Below are 20,938 nucleotides of genomic sequence, written 5' to 3'. Positions count from 1 at the left end.
GTGGTCAGCCGAGAGGCCCGCCCCGCGTCGAATCCGCGCGGGCCTCGGCCTGCCCGCGGCCAGGTTACAGCCGTTCGCCGCGTCCGGGGGGCGAGATGGCGAGCGCGCGGCGGGGCCGGGACGTCTTCCGACGATGTCAAGCCCGAGCGCCGCCGCCGTCGTTCGCGCGCCGCCATGCCGCCGCGCCGCCGCGCCGCCATGCCGCCGCGCCGCCGCGCCGCCGGCGGATTCCGTCGCGCCCCGACGGGCGGCGCGTCGGGAACCCGCTATACCGTGAAATCCGCTTGCTCCACGCGGGTGGCTGCGTTGCGATGAGCGGGAACGAGGGCGACCCACATGTCGATGCAAGCGCGTGCCTGTGCGACGCGCGCTTACTCCGTCTCCAGCGGCGCACCTCGTCGCTCGAGGCGCCTCGCGGCGTGGCTTGGACAGCGTGACGACCTTCTGAAGCAAGTTGGGATGGTGGCGTCGATGGGCTTGGGAAAGAGACTTACTTCCGTGCTCCTCGTCATGCTCGCCGGTCCGCTCGTCGCCTGCGGTGGCGGCGGCGAGGGCGGCGGCGGCGAGGGCGGCACGGGCAGCGGCGAGGGCGGTGCGGGCGGCGGCGGGGCTTCAGGCACCGGCGGCGAGGACCCCAGCGGGGGCTTCGGCGGGTTCATGACGGTCGGATCGGGCGGGAGCGGGGGCGCCGGGGGCGATCCCTGCGAATCGCCGGATCCTCCGCCGGAGTGCGACGCGGTGGAGCCGGCGTGCGGCGACGGCGAGATCAACCAGGGGAGCGAGGCGTGCGACGACGGGAACAGCCTCCCCGGGGACTGCTGCTCTGGCGCCTGCAAGGTGGAGCCGTACTGCGTCTGCGAGCCCGGGGAGCTCTGTCACACGACGATCGTCTGCGGCAACGGGGCGGTGGAGCCCGGCGAGAGCTGCGAGGACGGCAACACCGTCTCGGGCGACGGCTGCGACGATCGCTGCCAGAGGGAGCCGGGCGACTGGGTCTGCCCGAGCCCGGGGGAGCCGTGCGTCCGGCTCCACTCGTGCGGCGACGAGCGCGTCTCGGGCGGGGAGAGCTGCGACGACGGGAACGCGGTGTCCGGAGACGGCTGCTCCGAGGTCTGCGCGCTGGAGGACCCCGGCAGCGTCACGTGCCCTGTCCCCGGGCAGCCTTGCAAGCCGGTCGAGCGCTGCGGCGACGGCCGCCTGCGGCCGACCGAGCGGTGCGACGACGGGAACACCGAGCCGGGCGACGGCTGCTCGCCGAGCTGCCTGGTGGAGGCCGGCTGGACATGCCCGGACGGCGTGCACTGCACGTTCACGGTCGTGTGCGGCGACGGCCAGATCGGCGTGGGCGAGGCGTGCGACGACCGCAACACGGTCTCGGGCGACGGCTGCTCGTCGACCTGCGCGCTCGAGGCCGGGTTCGACTGCGCGCGCGCGGGGAGCCGCTGCACGGCGGTCTGCGGTGACGGGCGCGTCGTCGAGGGCGAGGACTGCGACGACGGCGACACGAAGAATGGCGACGGGTGCGACGCCACCTGCAAGTGGGAGCCTGGCCTCGTGTGCCAGTCCGCGCCCGGCGGCTACGTCTGCCGCGATACTGTCTGCAACGACGGGACGAGGGAGGGCTCGGAGCCGTGTGACGACGGCAATGCCAACCTCGGCGACGGCTGCACGCCGTTCTGCCAGGTCGAGCCGGACTGCGGCGACAGCGGGTGCTCGTCGGCCTGCGGCGACGGGCTGCGCCTCGGCGGCGAGGAGTGCGACGACGGCAACACGAGGAGCGGCGACGGCTGCTCGCGCGCGTGCACGATTGAGCCGGGGTACAGCTGCAGGAACGATTCGACCCTGGGCGACGAGCTCCGCGTGCCGATCGTGTACCGCGACTTCAAGCACGACGCGCCGAACTTCGAGCCTGACTCCAACCCGCCGGACGCCATCGTCACGGGCATCGTGCAGCCCCTCCTGGGCGCCGACAACAGGCCCCAGTTCGCCGCGGCGCGACCGAACGCCTTCCTCACGAACGCCACCGATTTCAACCGCTGGTACAACGACTCGTCCCTCTCGAAGACGGTCGTGGACTGGCTCCCGCTCGCGCGTGTCGGGACGTCGAACGTGTTCCGCTTCGAGGATCACCTGTTCTTCCCGCTCGACGACAAGGGCTGGCAGGACCCGTCGGTGCCGGCGGCGCAGCGCGAGGCGAGCCGCGAGGCCCGCGATCCGTTCAACGACTGGGCCGTGGCGGGCAACCACAACTTCTACTTCACGAGCGAGGTCCGCACCTGGTTCGAGTACCACGGCGGGGAGCGGCTCGATTTCTACGGGGACGACGACGTCTGGGTGTTCATCAACAACCGGCTCCGCATCGACCTCGGCGGCATCCACACCCCGATGGGGACCGGCGAGGTCGCCGGCGTCGAGGACGATCGCGGGACGGTGCTCATGGATGACCTCGGCCTCACGGAGGGGCGCGTCTACGAGGTCGTCGTGTTCCAGGCGGAGCGCCACACCACGGCGTCGAGCTACAAGCTGACGCTCGGCGGCTTCAACGCGGCCTCGTCCGTGTGCGAGCCCGTGTGCGGCGACGGCATCGTCACGCCCGACGAGCAGTGCGACGACGCGCACGAGAACGGCCCGGGGTACGGGAAATGCTCGACGAGCTGCACGCTGGGGCTCTACTGCGGCGACGGGGTGGCGACCTCACCGTACGAGATCTGCGACGACGGCACCAACCTGGGCGGCTATGGCTCCGAGGCTTGCGCGCCGGGCTGCGTGGCGGCCCCCCGCTGCGGGGACGAGGAGATCGACAGCCAGTTCGGCGAGGAGTGCGACGACGGCGTGAACGACGGCCGCTACGGCGGGTGCACGCCGGAGTGCCTGACCGGGCCGCGCTGCGGCGACGCGGTCGTCCAGGAGCCCAACGAGACGTGCGACGACGGCGTGAACGACGGCCGCTACGGCGGGTGCACGCCGGAGTGCGGCGACGCGGCGAAGTGCGGCGACGGGGTCACCCAGGACGCGTGGGGCGAGGAGTGCGACGACGGCGTGAACGACGGCAGCATGGGCTGCCTCGGTTGCCGGATCGGCGCCGTCTGCGGCGACGGGAGCGTGCAGCGGGAGCTCGGCGAGGAGTGCGACGACGGCGAGAACGACGGCGGCTACGGCGAGTGCGCGCCGGGCTGCGTGTACGGCCCGCGCTGCGGCGACGGCGTGACCCAGGCGCCGCCCGAGCAGTGCGACGACGGCGAGAACGACGGCGGCTACGGCGAGTGCGCGCCGGGCTGCGTGTTCGGCCCGCACTGCGGCGACGGCGTGCGGCAGGCGGCGTTCGAGGCGTGCGACGACGGCAACACCGCGAGCGGCGACGGCTGCAGCGCCACGTGCCACAACGAGGTCCACTGATCCGGCGCGAGCCCTGACGGCGATGAGAGCGCGGCGGCTCGCCTGGGCCGCCGCGCTGCCCTCTCGACGGCTCAGGGCACGTGAACACGCGGGCCATCTGCCGCCGTGGGGCGCGATGCGGGGGGACCGCCGCCGCGTCGTCACGGCGCGGTCGAGCACGTGGAGGAGCTGCGCGCGGGTTGTGCTCGGCACTCCCATCGCCGAGCATGCCCGCATGGCGCGAACGGCCCCTTTTCCGAATGCGATGGTGATCCCCGGCATGAACCCCGGTGTCTTCATCCTCGGCGGCGGCGGGGGCGGCGGAGGCGGCAGCGGTCGCGGCGGAAATGGCCGTGGCGACGGCCAGGGCGGTGATGGGAAGAACGGCGGCGACGGCGCGCGCGGCGGCGGCAAGGACGCTGGCAGCTGCGGGCCGGGCAGCGGCGGCGGCTGCCCCAACCCCACGCATGGCAGCGGCGGCGGCACGCACGCGGGCGATCCGGTCGATCCGATCACCGGGCGCGTCACCACGGTGGCGGTCGTCGACCTCGCGCTGCCTGGCGCGATCCCGCTCGTGATCAAGCGCAGCTACAGCTCGGCGCTCGCCGAGGAGGATTGCGGCCTGGGCTTCGGCTGGACGCACTCGCTCGCGTGGCAGGTCGAGGAGCGGCGCCGCGGCCTGCGGGTGCTGGAGCCGCACGCGGCGGCGACGGAGCTGCCGAGGAAGCTCGATCCCGGCGAATCGGCGCGGCTCCCTTGCGGGGTGCTGACGCGGTACGCGTGGGGCTACGCGCTCGCAGCGGAAGGGCTGGCGTACCTGTTCGCGGAGCCGCGGGGCAGCCGCTGGCTGCTGAGCCGGATCGTCGACGTCCACGACAACGCCATCTCGCTTGCCTACGAAGACGGCCGCCTCGTGCAGGTCATCGACAGCGTGGGCCGTGTCGTGCGCGTGCGGCGGCACGGCGACGGGCGCATCGCCGCCTTCGAGGTCAAGAACGCCTTTGCGCAGGGTCGGTGGGAGACAAGGCGGCGGTACACGTTCGACGCGCGCGGCGACCTCGTCGCGGCCGAGGACGCCGTGGGGCACGCGCACCGCTTCGCCTACGACGAGGACCATCGCCTGGTGCGGCGGGAAGAGCCGGGCGGGCTCGTGGTGGAGTTTCGCTACAAGGACAGGCGCTGCATCGAGGCGTGGTGTCACCGCGAAGGCAATGACGCGCTCGACGGCGGCGTGTCGGGGGCCTTGCGCGACGGCTCGCGGGCGAAGGGGTTCCTGCACGTCAAGATCGACCACCACGACGGCGTGCTCACGGAGGTGATCACCTCGCGCGCCATCCGGCGGGTCGACGGCAACGCGTTCGGCAAGCTCGACCGGATGGTCTGGGGCGCCGGCGGCGGCGTGCATCTGTTCGGCTACGACGACACCGGCGCGCTGCGCGAGTACCGGGACGCGCTGGGGCAGGTCTTCCGCTGGGAGCGCGACGCCGAGGGGCGGCTCCTGGCCGAGGTCGATCCGGCGGCGAACAGGACCGCCTACGAACACGACGCGCGCGGGCTCGTCTCGGCCATGACCGACGCGCTCGGTGACACCGCGCGCTACGATCGCGACGCGCGGGGCGACGTGGTGGCCGTCTACGACGACATGGGATTCGTCGTCGGATTCACGTATGACGCGCGCGGCTTGCTGGTCGGCGCGACCCTACCGAACGGCGGCGAGACGCGCATGGAGTACGACGCGCTCGCGAACCGCGTCCGCGTCGTCGAGCCCGACGGCGCCGAGCGGCGCATCCGCTACGACTTCCTCGGCCGGGTGATGGGCTTCACCGACGAGCGCGGGCTCGAGACTCGCTTCGCTTACGACGCGTGTGGCAGGCTCGCGGCCGTGTTCGGGCCGGGCGGCGCGGTGACGCGCTACGACGTCGACGTCGACGGCAACCTGGCGAGGATCAGCGACGCCGACGGGCGCACGACCACGCTGCGCTGGGGCGGTTTCCACGTCGTAACGGAGCTCGTGCGGCCCGACGGGAGCACGGTGCGGTACCGCTACGACCGCGAGCAGGACCTGGTGCGCATCGTCAACGAGGCCGGCGAGGAGCACCGGATCGAGCGCGACGCCGAGGGGCGCATCACCGGCGAGCGGACCTTCGACGGGCGGGAGATCCGGTACAGGCTCGATCTGCTGGGCAGGATCGTCCGGAGGGAGTGCGGTCTCGAGCGCGTCGACCTGGAGTACGATCCGCTCGGCAGGCTCGTGAAGCGGAGCACCTCCGACGGGCGCGAGGACGTGTTCGAGTACGATCCGCTCGGCCGGATCGAGCGCGCGGTCAGCGGCGGCGTCGAGTGCGAGTACACCTACGACCGGCGGGGGCGGGTGACGACCGAGGTGACGCGGCGGGGCGCCGAGGTGCTCGCGGCGTTCGCGTGGACCTACGACGCCATGGGCAAGGCCACCTCCGTGCGCGGGCCGGGGGGCGAGATGAGCGTGCAGCGTGACGTCCGGGGGCGGCCGGTGGCCGTGCAGATCGGCGGGGAGAGCGCGCCGCTGCGCCTCGCCTACGACGCGCGCGGCTTCGAGGTCGAGCGGCTGCTGCCAGGCGGCGGCACGATCGCGACCGAGGTCAACGCGGAGGGGTGGATGGAGCGGCTGCGCGTGCTCGGCATGCCTGCGGCGCCGCGTATCGGGCCGGGAGAGCCCGCGTGGGTGGGGCCGCTGCCATCGCGCGAGACATGGCGTAAGACGTACGCGTGGTCGCCCGCGGGGCTGCTCCGCGCAGACGAGGATCGCGGCGGCAACATGGGAGAGCTGCTCCGCGATACGAACGGCCGCGTCGTCGAACGGCGCAAAGCCGGCAAGGTCCCGGAGCGGTTCCGCTTCACCGTGGCGGGGGAGATGGAGCGAGCCGGCGAGCAGCGGACGTACGCGCCTGGGGGGCGGTTGACGGCGCGCACCGCGGGACAAGAGACGGTGCGGTACGACTACAGCGAGCGCGGCGATGTGGTGCGGAAGCGCGTGAGCGAGCTGGACGGCGATGGGGAGGTGCGGCGCGAACTCGTGTGGACCTACGACTGGAGCAGCGATGGGCGGCTCACGCAGGTGCGGACTTCGGAGGGGAGGACGATCTCGTTGGCCTATGACGCCTTCGGCCGCAGGATCGAGAAGCGCGTGGCGCGGCTCGGGCAGGTCGAGAGCAGGACAAGGTATGCCTGGCGCGGCGATGTGATGGTGCACGAGTGCACCGAGCGAGCGCGGGATGGGGAGGCGCCTGTCGTGGAAGTGCGGAGCTACGTCACCCTTCCGGAGAGCGTGCTGCCACTCGCGCAGCGGGACGGCACGGCAGGTGCGCTCAGGTACTTCGTCCATGGCGTGAACGGGTTTCCGGAGGCGCTGTTCGAGGGCGACGGGAGCGTCGCGGAGGAGCTCGAAGCGGGGCTCTACGGCGACGTGCCGGCGGAGCAAGCAAGCATCACGCCTCTCAGGTTTCCGGGGCAATATGCGGACGAGGAGATGGGGCTCCACTACAACTGGCACAGGTACTACGACCCGGAGACGGGGGTGTACCTGAGCCCGGAGCCGATCGGGATCGAGGGTGGGATCAAGGCGTATGCGTATGTTGACAATTTCACGATAGATTGGGTCGATTTCAACGGCCTGGCGCGGATGGAGTGCACCATCACGCGGACGGATGGCTCGACGATAACGGCACCAAGCCGTGGGCGGCGCCGGAGCGATCTCCACCCTGCTGTTCAGGCGGCGCTGCCCCCATCGAACGCTCGCGGCCAGGACGCGAACGTCCAGCCACAGGACTGCGCAGAACCGCAGGCGCTGAGCGCCCATCTTGAGGACTGGGAGAACAGAACTGGCCTATCGTGCCGGCCAGGTGATCCTGACTGGAAGCAGCACCTGCGAAGAGCGATGGGTGAGATCAACCAGCGCGACGGCATCGCCTCATCCATGGCTGGAGTGCCACGCGCCTCGTGCCCCAATTGCTCACAGACGATCCCCCGCCTTTACGCGCTTGCGGGGATGAACCCGCCGAACGGCGTGATCGCGCCCGGGTACGGGAATCAGGAACGCAGTGGGACTCAGACAAGGACCACCAGACCCACGAGTGGCTTCCTCTCCGACCGCGGCAACCGTGCTGCCTCCAGCTTCAACGATCCCCGTAACCGCGGCGGGACTCCAGGACAGGCGCCCGGACGCAGCGGGCTCGGCACCTGGACATACGACGAAGAGCGCGGATTCTGGCATCGTCGTTGAACCGCTGAGCGCTCCCTCGGCGCTCGCTCACAAAGGCTCTGAGGAACCTATGTCATGGCAAATCCTAGCATGAGAGCAGAGCAACGAGGCCCACTCCCCGCGGGAGCATTCGAGCTCAATCTGGTCGAACCGAGCACCTCTCAGCACGCAACGCTGCGCATTCTCGGCCACACCTTCGGGCAGAGCCTCGCGGGCGGCGGCATTCATGGAACCAAGCATCATACATACGACAGCGCGATCGCGGCGGTGACGGTGTTCGAGCATCACGTAACGAAGCTCCTCGCATCAGGCTTCCGCCATCCCCTGCCGCCCCCTTCATCCTACACTGACGTCGAGTCGCTCATCGACGATGAGCCTGAAGAGCCCACAGGTTACCTGCTTCTGGCGGAGCTGCTCCGCGCATCAGGAGACCCGCGGGGCGAACTCATTGAAATTGAAGCTGCACGCCTTGGAGCGGACACACCGGATCTGCGCAAACGTGAGGATGAACTGCTGCGGGCGCACGGGGGCCGCCTCTTTGGTGCCCTCGACGATGTCCAGCACGCTCTTCCAGGCACCTTCTCGTACGAGCATTCCCTTGGGTTCGTTCGCGAGGCGACCGTGGCGGACGCCGACGCTGTTGCCCTTGCGGACGGATTTGAATCACTGCTGCTGCGCGCCGATCCACGCGACCTCGGCTTCGATCCCCGCGTCGAGCCGCCTGCACCCCACACGTACGCCATCCATGCGCTTCGCCGCTTGCTGCACCATCCTGCCGGACGCTTCATCCGCCGTCTGCGCATCGAGGTCCACGCGGAGCTCGATCCATTCGTTTCTTTCCTCATGGAGCACGGCCGTATCGACCGCGTCTCGCTCCTGACCGTTACCTCGCGAGCCGGAGGCGCGCTTGGACCCTCGTTGCCTGGATTGCTGGCCCTTGCCTGCTACGCCCGAGCGCTCGGCGGCTTGACCGCATCGCCGCTACCCCAGCTCGAGCGTGTCACGGTCCGCTGGGAAGCGGCGGGACTGTCCTCGGTTCTGGCTGCACTCAGCCGTGACCGCCTCCCGGCGCTTCAGCACCTCGCGTTGTGGGACGCTCCGCTCGACGCGAAGTCAACGAGCGCCATGCTCGACGAGCCGATCCTGGCACAGATCGGGAGCCTCGATCTCTGGTCACAAATCACGCCCCAACGCGGCATGTATGAGGCGCTGCTCGCGAGGCGGAGGGATCTGGCTCATTTGGATCGGCTCGTCCTCGCGCGTCATGGCGCACCCGCCGATCTCGTCGCTCAGTTTGCCGACTGGCCGGCCGTGATCTGGACGGACCGGACCCGCGCTGGCCTTGAAGCAGCGGATCGAGAGGCGATCGCCGGTTTCCCTCTCGGAGGATTCCTCTTTTAGCTTCGTGAGACCACGATAATTTCGAGAAGCTCGCTTCACCGTGGCCTCGGAGGGCACCTCGTCCCCTCGCACGTTCGGGAGCGATTCGCCGATGGGCCCGTCATCGAATTTGTGAGTCACGATCGCCGTGAGGTCATCGTGCTCGACATCGCCGTCTCCGGCTGGGCACGGGCACTCCTCTGATTCCCAAGGGGATCAATTCTGAGACTCCGGTGCGCCGGGCACCGAAGACGTCGAGGTGGGCCCGTCTCCGGAGCGGGAGCGCCGCTCAGGCGCGCGGGCCGCGCAGCTTCGCGAGCTCGTCGATGCCGAGCTCGCGCGCCTTCTGGGCCAGCGCCTCGATCTTCCTCTTCCCGTCGGCGTCGGCGCTCGGCAAGAGCGACGTCAGGAGCCCCGACAGCGTGCCGTCCGAGGGCTTTCCCCCGGGCGCGACGAGCTGCTTCAGGTCCTCCGTGACGCTCGCGTTGCCGTTCAGGTAGTCGCCGGCCAGGGCGCGCACCGTCGCGCTCTGGTCGACCAGCCCGTCGACCGACTGGCCCAGGGTGACCGCCTTGACGAAGCGATCGAAGAACGCCCCGTCGCCGCCGACGATGTTGATCTTCGCGTGCTCGAACGCCCCGTGCAGGATCTCGGCCTGCGCCTTCGCGATCTCGGCCCGGATGCGCAGCGACTCGAGCTCCACCGCCCGCTCCTTCTCGAGCCGGAGGCGGAACTCCTCGTGCTCGCGCCCGACGCCGTCGAGCGCCTTCATCGCCGCCGCCTTCTCCGCCGTGCCGGCCGCCTCGGCCAGGAGCCGCTGCTTGATCGCGGTCGCCTCGGCGAGGCCCGTCTTCTCCAGGGCGAGCGCCTCGGCCTCGCGCGTCCTCGCGGCCGCGAGCCCCTTCTGCTCGATGCCCGCCGCCTCGGCGAGCAGCCGCTCCTTCGCGACCGTCGCCTCGGCGCGACCCTGCTTCTCGATCGCCATCGCCTCGGCCTCCTTGACCATCACCCGCGCGAGGCCCTGCTTCTCCTCGCCGGCGGCGGCGGCGTTCATCTTCTCGAGCGCCACGCGCGCTTCGGCGAACCCCTGCTTCTCGATCGCCTGCGCGTCGGCCTCCTTCACCCGGATGCGCGCCAGCCCGTCGGCCGCGGCCTCGGCCTGGTGGCCCTCGGCGAGGCGGATCTTCGCGCGCGCGGCCTTGTCGCTCGCCTCGAGCTCGGCGTCGGCCGTGATGAGCTTCTCGCGCGCCCGGAACTTCGCCGCCTCCTCGCTCGCCTCCGCGCCCTTGAGCTGCTTGACGAGCTGCTCCTGCGCCTCGGCCTCCGCGTTGATGCGCGTCACGTCCTTGAGGCGCGTCGCCTCGGCCACCGCGCGCACGTCCTTGATGCGCTCCTCCTCCTCGGCCACCGTCTTCTCGACCGCGATCCGCGCCCGGACCACGTCGGCGATGTCCTTCTTCTGGACCTCGAGCTCCTTCTCGCGCGCGATCTGCTGGAGCGTCACGTCGCGCTCGCGGCTCACGATCTCGAGCTGACGCGCCTTCTCGACGCGCTCGGTCTCGACCGCGACCTCCCGCTCCTTGTTCTTCTGGGCGACCGAGACGCCGCGCTCCTTCGCCTCGCGGGCGACGAAGGCCTCCTCGTCGTTCTTCTCCTGGAGGAGCACCGTCTTCTTGCGCTCGTCGCTCAGGATGCGCGCGGCCTCGTTCTGCTCGCGCGCCTGCGCCACCGCGATCTCCTTGGCCTTCTTCGCCTCGGCCTCGGCCCGGCGCTGGTCGAAGCGGAAGATGGCCTCGTCGGAGTTCAGGTTCTGGCTGCCGATCTCCATCCGCTCCTTCTGGCGGAGCTCGTTCGTCAGCACGTTCTGCGCGACCGTGAGCTCGGTGATCTTCCGGATGCCCTCGGCATCCATGATGTTGTCCTTGTCGAGCAGCTCGATGGGCGTCTGCTCCAGGTAGTCGATCGCCGCGTCGGCCAGCACGAACCCGCTCAGGTCCTTGCCGATGACGTCGATGATGTCGTCCTTGAACTTCTGCCGCTCCTTGTAGAGGTCCTCGAAGTTCAGGCGCTTGCCGACCGTCTTGAGCGCCTCGGAGAACTTCGCGGCGAAGAGCTGCTCGAGCGTCTCCGGGTTCGACGCGCGGACGCAGCCGATGGTCCGCCCGACCGTGCGCACGTCGTCCTGCGTCTTGTTCACCTGCACGAAGAAGGTGACCTTGATGTCCGCTCGGATGTTGTCCTTGCAGATGAGGCCTTCCTTGCCGCGCCGGTCGATCTCGATCGTCTTGACCGAGATATCCATGTACTCGGCGCGGTGGATGATCGGCAGCACCAGCGTCCCGGTGAAGGTGACGATGGGCTCCTGGCCTCTCGTGTTGATGATCAGCGCCTTGCCCTGATCCACCTGGCGGTAGAACTTGGCGTACATCACCAGCATCCCGAGGGCGACGAAGGCGAGGACGCCGACGAGGACGATGACTAAGGGGACGGTCACAGGGGGCACGCGGAGCTCCTTCGCGTTTCGGTGGAGGGGAGGGCGCCGGCCCCCGCGTTCACGTCGGTGAGGGTCGGACGGCCAGGCCCGCTCAGAGCCGGGGCGGGGGCGGAATGACGCCCCCTCGGGGACGAGCGTACACGAAACCGCCCGCCCGACAGCGGCGTTCAGCGGCGGCGCCCGCGCCGGCGTTCAGCCGCGGCGCTGCCGCTCGTCCGCTGCGCGCGCCGCGGGCGCGTCGTCCTCCTCGACGCCGGCCGGGCGTGCCTCCACGCGGGACGCACCCCGCTCGGCCAGGGGAGGGGGAGGGCCGAGGAGGGCGTCGAGCGGCTCGACGCTGAAGACCTCTCGGTCCGGGTCCCAGCTCACGAGCAGCGCGCGGTCGCCCCGGCGGAGCGCGCCGGGCGTGTCGCACCGGACGTCGAGGATGTGGCTCGCCCCGCCCTCGTCGATCGTCGCCTGGCCGAAGCGCTCGTCGACGCGCCCGGTGGAGACGACGCACACGCGGCCCACGAGATCCTTCTTCGACTGGGCGTGCCGGGTCACGAACAGCGGGCCGAGCGGCCGCACCGCGAGCGAGGTCGAGATCACGGCCGCGGCGAGCGAGCCGGCGAGCACCGCGGCGCCGAGCGTCCAGCGAGGCAGCCCCCAGCCGAGCCAGAGCGGCTCGACGAGCACCGTCGACAGGGCGCTCGTGAACCAGCCGAACGTCGCGATCAGCGTGAGCGTCACGGTCGCCGGCACGCGGTGGAGCTGGAGCGCGGCGAGGAGCGAGCCGGCATCTTCCGCGCCGCCGGCCCCGTCCGCCGTGCCCGTGGCAGCGCCCTCGAGCGAGCCCTTGGCGGCGCCTTCGAGGGCGCCCTTCGCTGCGCCTTCGAGGGCGCCCTTGGCTGCGCCTTCGAGGGCGCCCTTCGCTGCGCCTTCGAGCCCGCCGAGGTCGGGGGCAGCGTGGCCGTGGGCGCCGCCGAGCAGGTCGAGGTCGACCGCGCCCAGGAGGACGAACAGCCAGTAGATGAGCGCGAGCGCGAGCGCGACCGTGAAGATCACGGCAGGGAACGCGAGCGATGCGGCGAGCACCTCGGCCATAGGCAGACGCGAGCAGGGTGCAGGATGCGGCGCCTGCGACCGGCGTCTCCGATAGGATCACAAGGAGGGGAGGGATGGGGCCAAATTCGGTCGCCCGGCGTGCGGCCGAAAAGACTTGACATGCATGGCCAGGCGCCCGTCGCGAGCCTCCCTGCAGGGGGCTGCCGGGATCGCACAACCAGGATGCGATACGGCCCTCATGGAAAGGTGACGCCGGCTCAACAAGTATCCGTGCGCCGAGCGCCGTGGCTCAGCGGGCTTCGTGGCTTTCGAGGCTCGAGAGCACGCTGAGGTCCTCGGGCCCGCCGAAGACCGGCGCAGGCACGCCGAGGATCCCGAGCTCGAGCAGTTCCCCGAACGACCTCGCCGAGATCGCGAAGTAGCCGGTGCACCGGGAGGCGTTCAGATCGGGCCTCGCGCTCGTCAGCGCGTCGAGCCGGCGCGCGCGCTCGTCCAGGAGCGCGCCGACCTCCCGCGGGCGCGAGCCATGTTCGGTGAGCGCCGCGTACCCGATCCGGACCCGCGGCTCGTCCTTCGGCAGCCTCGCGAAGGCGTCCCGCGCCTCCTTGTGAAAACGCTCGGGCACGATGCAGAGCCCCGCGTGATCCGGGATGAGCCAGCCCTTCGACAGCGAGGCGAGGAGGATCGCGCTCTCGTCGTCGAGCAGCGCCCGCGCCTGCTCCGTCGGCGGCGTCGCATAGGCCGAATCGAGGATCAGCATGCGCCGCTCGTCCGCGCGCGCCCAGCGCCGGAGCCGGGCCGCTTCGAGCGGCGACAGGTGCGAGCCCCACGGCTTCAGGGGCTCGCAGATCAACACCGCGTCGAGCCCGTCGAGGGCAGGTAACCCGAGGCGCGTAGTCCACGGGACGAGGGTCGCTCCCGCCTCGGCCGCGAGCTGCTGGTAGACGGGGTAGACGTCGGCGGGGACGCCGACGCGCGCTTCCCGCTTCGCGAGGAGCCCGAACAACGCGCGGAGCGAGCGACGGATACCATGGCTGACCTGCGTGCGCGGCTTGAGCGCCTGCGGGAGCTCGAGGTGCGCGAGGAACCGCTCCGCGAGGTGACAGCGATACGGCGCCTCCGGGTGGGTCGAGGGCGCGATGACCGGGAAGAAACGCGCGAGGCTCCGGTAGACGTTGAGCTCCGAGAGATCGACGAGCGAAGGGCGCGTGGCCCTGAGCTCCGCGCGGCGGGCGAGAAACGCTTCGTGCTTCATAACGTGGAGCTCGGATCTTCCAGGGAGGCGAGGCAGGACCCGTCGGCCATCACGTTCCACGAGCGGACGATGCCATGTGTCCGTTCCCAGCCGACCGATGGCTCGGTGTAGGCCGCCACGCGGAGCACGCGGCCTCCCATGGTTCCTTCGAAGACCGGGCTCCCCCAGGGGAGCTCCGCGCGTCGCTCGAAGCCGAGGTCCGCGAGCGTGTGGAGCACGAGCGAGAGAGGCACCTGGTTCGCCTCGCAATACCGGTTGGCCGCGCTCGGCGCCCACGGGTTCTCCGAGAGGCTCGAGACGTAGAGCTCCTTGAAGCACACCTCCTGAAACCCCTCTCCGGCGCTCCGTTCGAGGTAGGCGCGCACCTTCGCGGCGTCGTCGACGCCGCCGCGCTGGAGCACGCAAATGGCCCGCGTGCGGAGGCCCGGCGCGCTCCCCAGCGCGCCGGAGTCGACCTCGATCCCCAGGATGCGCGCGTCGTCTTCGCGCGTCACGCCGTGCCGGCTCACCGCGAGGGTGGTGAGCCCTGCGTCCCGGAGCCGCTCGAGCTGCGCGAGGTCGAGGCGCGCGCCGTTCGTGATGAGGAGGGTCTTCGGTAGCAGCTCGGAGAGGCCGTGAACGAGCGCGCGGAGCCGCTCGGGCTCGAGCAACGTCGGCTCGCCGCCGCCGGTGATGACGGCGCGCTCGGCGCCGCGCTCCTTCGCGCGCTTCGCCCAGTCGACGTAGCGCTCCAGCGTGGCGCTCCGCTGGCGCGCGAGATCGGAGACGCTCGCCTTCGAGAAGCAGAATGCGCAATGCGCCTGGCAGGCATTCGCGACGGGCAGCACCGAGAGGCTCCGCGGCCGACATCTCGCCCAGTCGATGAGGCCGGCGTCATCGAGGCGAAAGGCCTCCGCGGTGATCTCCTCGTGCCGGGTGGGCACGAGGGCGCCATGCCCATCGACCCACGCCACGCCGCTCAAAGGGATCTCGCTCGACGGCCAGCGCCAGCCGATGCCCGTGCCCGTCACGTCGTTCGGGCGCATCGCGTCGGGCCCGACGGGGAGCCGCGCCCGCAGCGCCACGACGCGATCTTTCGGCCGCCCGAGCCTCGTCACGAGCCTCCGCGCCTTCTGGAGCCCGGGCGCAAAGGGCTCGTCTTCCTTCAGCATGTAGAAAGCGTCGGGGAAGGTGGATTCGCGGATCAACGCCTTCGAGTAACGCATCCCGTAGCGATCGAAGCCCCGCAGCCAGTTCGACAGCGGAATGAAGGCAACGAAGGGGACCATGATGGACGACATGGTCGATGAGTCACCGAGTCGAGTCAACCGGACTCGATGGGGCGGCCGTCCGCGGCGCGGGCGAAGCCGGCGCCGGCCTCGAGGACCAGCTGGCGCCGGTCAGGAGAGCGCCCTCGCAGCGCCGCCGCTCCGGGGAAACTTCCCGCAGAGTGCTTGAGCACCGACCAGCTTGGAAACCAGGGGAATGAACCGCCAAGAACGCCAAGGACGCCAAGAAGACAATAAAATCTTGGCGTTCTTGGCGTCCTTGGCGGTTCAATTTCTTGCTGTTTGCATGCGACTTCAACCCGTTTGTCGCGCTAGACGTGGCTGCGGCGGCTCCCGCCGCCACGGGTGCCACGCGCTCGGCCCGCAATCGACCGCTGCGCGGCGGTCCGCCCACCTTGGCCATTCGCGCCGGAGCTCAGGAGGCGTTCCGGCGCGAATCGTTGTTCTTCGCCTCCGGGGGTGACGTCGCGCCGATGGAGGTCGCGGAGCCCGCCGTGACGCCGCTCGTGCCCGCGGCCACGCGCTCGCTCGACGACGACCCCGTGCTCGTCCTCGCCTCGCCCTGCTGCGGCTCGCGGTAGAGCCGGATCTCGTTCCGCACGTCGACCACGCCCGAGATCCGCTCGGCAAGCGCCTCCAGCTGGTGCTTGAAGCGACGCTCGCGGACGGTCCCGGAGAGGACGACCTCGCCGCTCTGCACCTTCACCTCGACGTCGCTCGCGTCGAGGTCCGGCTGATCGGAGATCTGGTCGCAGAGTTCCTCGCGGATCCGCTCGTCCGAGCGCTTGTACCCCTTGGGCGGGCGACCACGCGAGCCGCTGAGCCCGCCGCCCTGTCGAACGGTCTGGAGGAAGCTCCGGTCGCCTGAGGCCTGTCCGCCGGATCCCTGTCCGCCGTAGGGCTGAGGGGAAGGGCCTTGATCGCCGCCGAAGGACGACCCGTGGCCTTCGTACCCGCGTTGCTGTCCTGGCCGCTCGTTCCAGCCGCGCTCGTCGTCGGCCCATCGCCGGAGGCCGCCGCGGGCTCCGTATCCTTCGTGCTGGACTCCGCCCAGGCCTCCCTGGCGACCGAAGCCGCCCTGGCCGCCACCAGATCCACCCTGGCCACCGAATCCACCCTGGCCTCCGAGGCCGCCCTCACTGCCCTGGCCGCCGCCGAAGTGGCCCTGTCCGCCGAAGCCGCCCTGGCCAACCTGGCCGCCGAATCCACCCTGGCCACCGAAATAGCCCTGACCGGCGCCATGACCGCCCTGGCTGCCGCCGAAGCCACCCTGTCCGCCGAAGTGCCCCTGTCCGCCGAAGCCACCCTGTTCGCCCAAGCGGCCCTGTCCGCCGAAGCGGCCCTGTCCGCCCTCATCGCCATAGGCGCCCTGGCCACCGGCGAATCCACCCTGGCCGCGGCCGAATCCCTCTCTGCCGTGGCCGCCGAAGTGGCCCTGTCCACCGAAGCCGCCCTGGCCGCCGTCGAGGCCGCCCTGGCCGCGGCCGAATCCGCCCTGGCCGCCGCCGTAACCGCCTTGGCCGCCGCCGAAGCCGCCTTGGCCGCCGTAGCCGCCCTGGCCGCCGCCGAAGTGACCTTGGCCGCCGTGACCGCCCTGGCCGCCACCGAAGCTGCCCTGGCCGCCTCCGAAGCCGCCCTGGCCGCCGCCGTGGCCGCGCCCGGCGTCAAGATCGTCGCGACCTCCTCGCTGGAAGTCATCACGCTGGCCGCCCCAGTCCTTACGCTGGGCGTCTTCGCGCTGCCCCCCGGCGCGATCCTGTCGGCCTTCCCAGCCGCGTTCGCCGCCGTGGCCGCGCCAGCTCGGGTCGCCCTCGCCGCCGCGCTCGCCCTCGTGGCCGCGTCCGACAGACTCTCGCTGATCGGCGCGACCGCGGAGATCATCGTGACCTCCGCGGGAATGGCGCCGATCGTCTCGCTGGAGGACTTGCTCGTAGTTGCCACGATGCCCGTAACTAGCATCCCCGCTCGCTCCACGCTCGCCACGATATCGCTCATCGCCTCGCTGACCCTGGGTTGGCCCAAACCGCTCGTCGTCGCGCCCCGGCCCATCGTTATGTTCCTCGTCGATCCATCCCTGACGATTCGGCATGACTCCTCCGCCTTTCTTGCGAGGAGAGCGACACGGCAGCGAAACTGGGCCGCTCCTCTCCGGTGATCCAGCCGACGCTCGGGCCACGTTCGGGCGACGCACGAGCGTGCGGGAGGACAGCCGTATCGGGCCGCCTGTCGTGCGTGCCTGTCCGGCGCCGCGTGGGCTGAAGAGCCAGGGCCCCGACGCCCCGGCGCGATCCGAGCATCGCAAGGGGTGTTCCAGGACGGCGAGGGCGGTATTTCGCTCCGTTCTCAGGGAGATTTCACCCGGTCAGGCCCGCTGCGAGGCGCGATGCGCCCCATGCCGGATCGACCAAACCGTCTCACAGAGACGTTGTGCCACAGTGACGACGTCATGACTTAGGGCTTCCCCTGAAGGCGACTCGGGAGCCGGCGGACGAGCTCACATGACTCTCCGGGCCGCGCGCCGGCGTCGCTCGCCGAGGTGTCGATTCAGGCCATCCGATCTCGACCACCACGCCGCGGATGAGCCCGCCTCATCGATTGCCGATGAGCTTCCTCGAACGCCGCACGCTCGCGGGCGCCCCACGAAAGGCGCGAGAGGCGAGGACCGAAAAGCGGAGCGACGACGGGCGAGCAGCGACACGAGCCGGGAGAAACAAGAGCGAGGCGGAAGGCGAAAAAGTTGACCATCGCGGTATACCGGCCGGACGCTCGGCAGATCACGGCGAGATCCGCGGTTCGCGTGTTCGCGTGAGGGCGGGAGACCGGCCCGCTCCTCACCGAAAATCCATGCGCTCGCCGCGCGGCCGCGATTACCCTCGCGCCTTCCTCGGAGCTCCCATGCCGGCCCAGCGAAGCGTGACGAAATGGCTCGAGCGAGCCCCTGCGCCGGTGTTCACGGCCTTCGCCGTGATCGCCGCGTTCTCGACCTACTTCTGCATGTACGCCTTCCGCAAGCCGTTCGCGGTCGGCTCCTACAAGGGGATGGTCGCGCTGCCGCTGCTCCCCGCGCTCGATCTGAAGAGCCTCTACATCATCGCCCAGGTGCTCGGGTACTGCGCCTCCAAGTTCCTTGGCATCAAGGTCGTCTCCGAGATGCCGCCCGAGCGGCGCGCGCTCGCCATCCTCGCGTGCATCGGGGTGAGCGAGGTCGCGCTCGTCCTGTTCGGGCTCGCGCCGGCCCCGTACGCCGCCGTCTTCCTGGCGCTGAACGGCCTGCCCCTCGGCATGGTCTGGGGGCTCGTCTTCGGCTTCCTCGAGGGGCGCCGCGTGAGCGATCTGCTCGGCGCCGGCCTCTGCGCCAGCTTCATCGTCGCGAGCGGCTTCGTAAAGACTGTTGGCAAAATCACGCTCGGCTGGGGGGTCCCGGAGGTGTGGATGCCCGCGGTGACGGGGGCCCTCTTCTTCCCGCCGCTGCTCTTCTCGGTGTGGATGCTCGCGCAGATCCCGCCGCCCTCGATGGACGACGAGGCGCTCCGGACCCGGCGCGCGCCGATGGACCGCGCCGCGCGGCGCGCGTTCGTCCGCGCGAACGCGGGCGGGCTCGCGACCCTCGTCCTCGGCTACGTCGTCCTCACCGCCTACCGCGATTTCCGGGACAACTTCGCCCGCGAGATCTGGGACGCCCTCGGCTACACCGATCAGCCGGCCATCCTGACGACGGCCGAGATCCCCGTGGCGATCGGCGCGCTCCTCTCGGTCGCGGTGATGATCGGCATCCGCAACAACCGCGCGGCGCTCGTCGCGATCCACGGCGTGATGGTCGCCGGGGCGGCGCTCGCGGGGCTGAGCACCGCGCTCTACCAGGCGGGCGTCATCGGCCCCGTGGCCTGGATGATCAGCGTCGGGCTCGGGCTCTACGTGGGGTACGTCCCGTACAACTGCGTCCTCTTCGACCGGCTCATCGCGGCCGTGGGCTCGGTGGCGACGGCGGGATTCCTGATCACCGCGGCCGACGCCTTCGGCTACCTCGGGAGCGTGGCGCTCCTGCTCTACAAGAGCTTTGGCCAGGCGAAGCGCTCGTGGCTCGAGTTCTTCCTCGGCTTCAGCTACGCGACCGCGCTCGTCTGCGGGGCCCTGTTCGCCTCATCCGCGGCGTACTTCTGGCTGCGCACCCGCGGCCCGTCCCCCACGGTGCGGCGCGCGGCGCTCGACGCATGAGCGCGCCGCCCGGTGCCGGCCGCGCAGGCGGGCGCGCGGCGCGGGCGAGCGTGGAGGGCGCGGCGCGGGGGAGCGCGCGGCGCGGGGGAGCGTGGGGGGAAGGGGCTCAGTTGATCGGCGGGATCTCGGTCTTGCAGCCGACCTGGAGCTGGACCTGCCCGCCCGCCTGGAAGTGGGTGCAGGTCGCGGGGCACATCACGATCTTCGTCGGCGTGCCGCCGGTCGTGGGGTCGACGTCGTAGTACCAGCCGCCGGCGGTCGCGTCGCAGCGCGCCTCGCTGGCCACGTAGAAGATGGTCGACGGGTCGGCGCCCTCCGGCGGCGTGTGCTGGACGTTGAGCGTGCCGTAATCGAGCGTTTGCCCCGCCGACGGCGCCGGGACCTGGTACTCGCACGCGAGGCTCGTCCCGCGGATCTCGCTGAGCGCGTCGAGGAACGCCTGCGTCACGTCGGAGCTCGTGTCGATGAAGTAGGCCGACGTCGTCCCGCCGCCCTCGGCGATGCGGTTCATCGTGGCCTGGGCGCCGTCGTCGTCCCTGCCGAAGACACCGATGACGAAGGTCGAGATGCTCGGCGAGCCGCCCAGCCCCTCGGCCGCGATCTCCGCGATGCCGTCGGCGGACGTGGGATTGCACTCGGTGGGCATCCCGTCGGTGGCGAGCACGGTGACGACCCTGTGGGTCGGGTTCGCCTGGGCGTGGGCCCGGGCCTGGGCGATCGCGCCGGACAGGGCGCCGGCGGTGGGCGTGCCTCCGTCGGGAAATGTCTGGCCGATCGACCCGATGAGCTCGTCGGCCCAGGCGGCGTCGAGCGGCGCGATCGAGACGGCGGGCGTCGCGTAGTCCTCGGTGACGCACGAGTACGGATGCGCGCAGGTGCTCCGGGACACCCTGCTGCACGTGCCCGCGCGGTTGGGACAGCGCTCGCCGATGTCGCCGCAGACGACGTTGCTGTTCTGGGAGCATACGCCGATGTCGATGCACGCGTCGCCGTCCGGGCAGTCCGCGTCGGCGGCGCAGACCTGGAGGCCCGTGCGGGCGTCGAACGAGCTGCGACAGGCCCGGAGCGCGCACGGCCCGCTGACGCCGCACTCCTCGTTGGTCCTGCAGCTCATGGGCTGGCCGGGGTTCAGCAGAGGGAAGTACTGGAGCCCGACGCCGAGCCCCTCCGACTTGGGGTCGGTGAAGAAGGCCTCGAGCGCGTCGGTCACGGCGGTCCACTTGGTGCCGCCGGTCGCGAGCCGATCCCTCATCGACCCCGACGAGTCGAGCATGATGTAGAGGTCGAGCGGCACGAGCTCCGCCGTTTTCGTCTCCCCGGCGCACGACGCCTCGCCGCCGGCGCCCTCGCCGGCGCCGCTGCTGGGCCCGGTGGTGATCTCTCCAGGCCCGTCGGTGCCATATCCGGTGCTCGTCACTCCGCCTGTTCCCGGGCCGTTCCCCGAGCCGTTCCCCGAGCCGTTCCCCGGGCCTGTCCCCGAGCTGGCCCCGGCGCCCGCTCCGCCGGCTCCGCCGGCGGAGACCGAGCCATCGGTCCCCCCGCACGCCGCGAAGATCACGCTGATCCCCGTCGCGGCGAGCGCCACCATCGCTGACCGGTTCCTCATTCGAAGAATCGAAACACCCTGGAAGCGCTTTGTCGAGCGTGTTGACTCGAACCCTCTGTCC

General features: G+C 70.9%; 11 protein-coding genes. 5 read left to right on the top strand and 6 right to left on the bottom strand.

Features of this window, described 5'->3' with window-relative positions; all coding sequences use genetic code 11:
- Positions 1-459: 459 nt before the first annotated feature.
- The 3 genes from WMF27_RS26030 (at position 460) to WMF27_RS26020 (ending at position 9,013) form a co-directional block, all read left to right on the top strand.
- Positions 460-3,396, top strand: a complete 2,937-nt coding sequence (locus WMF27_RS26030) for a DUF4215 domain-containing protein (RefSeq protein WP_437766180.1) — start codon at positions 460-462, stop codon at positions 3,394-3,396.
- 259 nt (positions 3,397-3,655) lie between these two features.
- Positions 3,656-7,633, top strand: a complete 3,978-nt coding sequence (locus tag WMF27_RS26025; RefSeq protein WP_437766181.1) for an RHS repeat-associated core domain-containing protein — start codon at positions 3,656-3,658, stop codon at positions 7,631-7,633.
- Between the two features lie 69 nt (positions 7,634-7,702).
- A complete protein-coding gene (locus tag WMF27_RS26020) occupies positions 7,703-9,013 on the top strand; it encodes a hypothetical protein (protein WP_437943057.1) in 1,311 nt (436 codons plus the stop codon).
- 268 nt (positions 9,014-9,281) lie between these two features.
- Here WMF27_RS26020 and WMF27_RS26015 read toward each other — a convergent pair whose 3' ends face one another.
- The 5 genes from WMF27_RS26015 to WMF27_RS25995 form a co-directional block, all read right to left on the bottom strand.
- Entirely contained in the window at positions 9,282-11,495 is a 2,214-nt protein-coding gene (locus WMF27_RS26015; protein WP_437766183.1) for a hypothetical protein, read from the bottom strand.
- A 183-nt stretch (positions 11,496-11,678) separates the two neighbouring features.
- Positions 11,679-12,572 (bottom strand): glycine zipper family protein, encoded by an 894-nt coding sequence (locus tag WMF27_RS26010; protein ID WP_437766184.1) that lies wholly within the window; start codon positions 12,570-12,572, stop codon positions 11,679-11,681.
- Positions 12,573-12,822: 250 nt separating this feature from the next.
- A complete protein-coding gene (locus WMF27_RS26005) occupies positions 12,823-13,788 on the bottom strand; it encodes a hypothetical protein (protein ID WP_437943056.1) in 966 nt (321 codons plus the stop codon).
- Complete coding sequence (locus tag WMF27_RS26000; RefSeq protein ID WP_437766186.1) at positions 13,785-15,068, bottom strand: radical SAM protein; 1,284 nt, start codon at positions 15,066-15,068, stop codon at positions 13,785-13,787. The genes WMF27_RS26005 and WMF27_RS26000 overlap by 4 nt, the downstream gene beginning before the upstream one ends.
- 403 nt (positions 15,069-15,471) lie before the next feature.
- The gene (locus WMF27_RS25995) at positions 15,472-15,825 is read right to left on the bottom strand and encodes a BON domain-containing protein (protein ID WP_437769803.1); all 354 of its coding nucleotides are present in this window, start codon (positions 15,823-15,825) and stop codon (positions 15,472-15,474) included.
- A 147-nt stretch (positions 15,826-15,972) separates the two neighbouring features.
- On the opposite strand from WMF27_RS25995, the gene WMF27_RS25990 reads away from it, so the two are divergent.
- Together WMF27_RS25990 and WMF27_RS25985 are read left to right on the top strand one after the other, a co-directional pair.
- Entirely contained in the window at positions 15,973-17,211 is a 1,239-nt protein-coding gene (locus tag WMF27_RS25990) for a hypothetical protein (protein WP_437770006.1), read from the top strand.
- A gap of 740 nt (positions 17,212-17,951) precedes the next feature.
- Positions 17,952-19,271 (top strand): DUF5690 family protein, encoded by a 1,320-nt coding sequence (locus WMF27_RS25985; RefSeq protein WP_437943055.1) that lies wholly within the window; start codon positions 17,952-17,954, stop codon positions 19,269-19,271.
- A gap of 106 nt (positions 19,272-19,377) precedes the next feature.
- Here the strand turns inward: WMF27_RS25985 and WMF27_RS25980 are convergent, their stop codons facing one another.
- Entirely contained in the window at positions 19,378-20,877 is a 1,500-nt protein-coding gene (locus tag WMF27_RS25980; RefSeq protein WP_437943054.1) for a hypothetical protein, read from the bottom strand.
- Between the last annotated feature and the right edge of the window lie 61 nt (positions 20,878-20,938).

The organism is Sorangium sp. So ce281 (assembly GCF_051527395.1).
Lineage (GTDB): Bacteria > Myxococcota_A > Polyangia > Polyangiales > Polyangiaceae > Sorangium > Sorangium cellulosum_B.
This window is presented reverse-complemented; position numbering and strand designations above follow the sequence as displayed.

What these genes read in the sequence shown, in the direction of transcription:
- WMF27_RS26030 (WP_437766180.1), top strand. Translation starts at nt 460, where the DNA reads ATGGTGGCGTCGATGGGCTTGGGAAAGAGACTTACTTCCGTGCTCCTC.
- WMF27_RS26000 (WP_437766186.1), bottom strand. Translation starts at nt 15,068, where the DNA reads ATGTCGTCCATCATGGTCCCCTTCGTTGCCTTCATTCCGCTGTCGAAC.
- WMF27_RS25980 (WP_437943054.1), bottom strand. Translation starts at nt 20,877, where the DNA reads ATGAGGAACCGGTCAGCGATGGTGGCGCTCGCCGCGACGGGGATCAGC.
- WMF27_RS26005 (WP_437943056.1), bottom strand. Translation starts at nt 13,788, where the DNA reads ATGAAGCACGAAGCGTTTCTCGCCCGCCGCGCGGAGCTCAGGGCCACG.
- WMF27_RS25985 (WP_437943055.1), top strand. Translation starts at nt 17,952, where the DNA reads ATGCCGGCCCAGCGAAGCGTGACGAAATGGCTCGAGCGAGCCCCTGCG.
- WMF27_RS26020 (WP_437943057.1), top strand. Translation starts at nt 7,703, where the DNA reads ATGAGAGCAGAGCAACGAGGCCCACTCCCCGCGGGAGCATTCGAGCTC.
- WMF27_RS26025 (WP_437766181.1), top strand. Translation starts at nt 3,656, where the DNA reads ATGAACCCCGGTGTCTTCATCCTCGGCGGCGGCGGGGGCGGCGGAGGC.
- WMF27_RS26010 (WP_437766184.1), bottom strand. Translation starts at nt 12,572, where the DNA reads ATGGCCGAGGTGCTCGCCGCATCGCTCGCGTTCCCTGCCGTGATCTTC.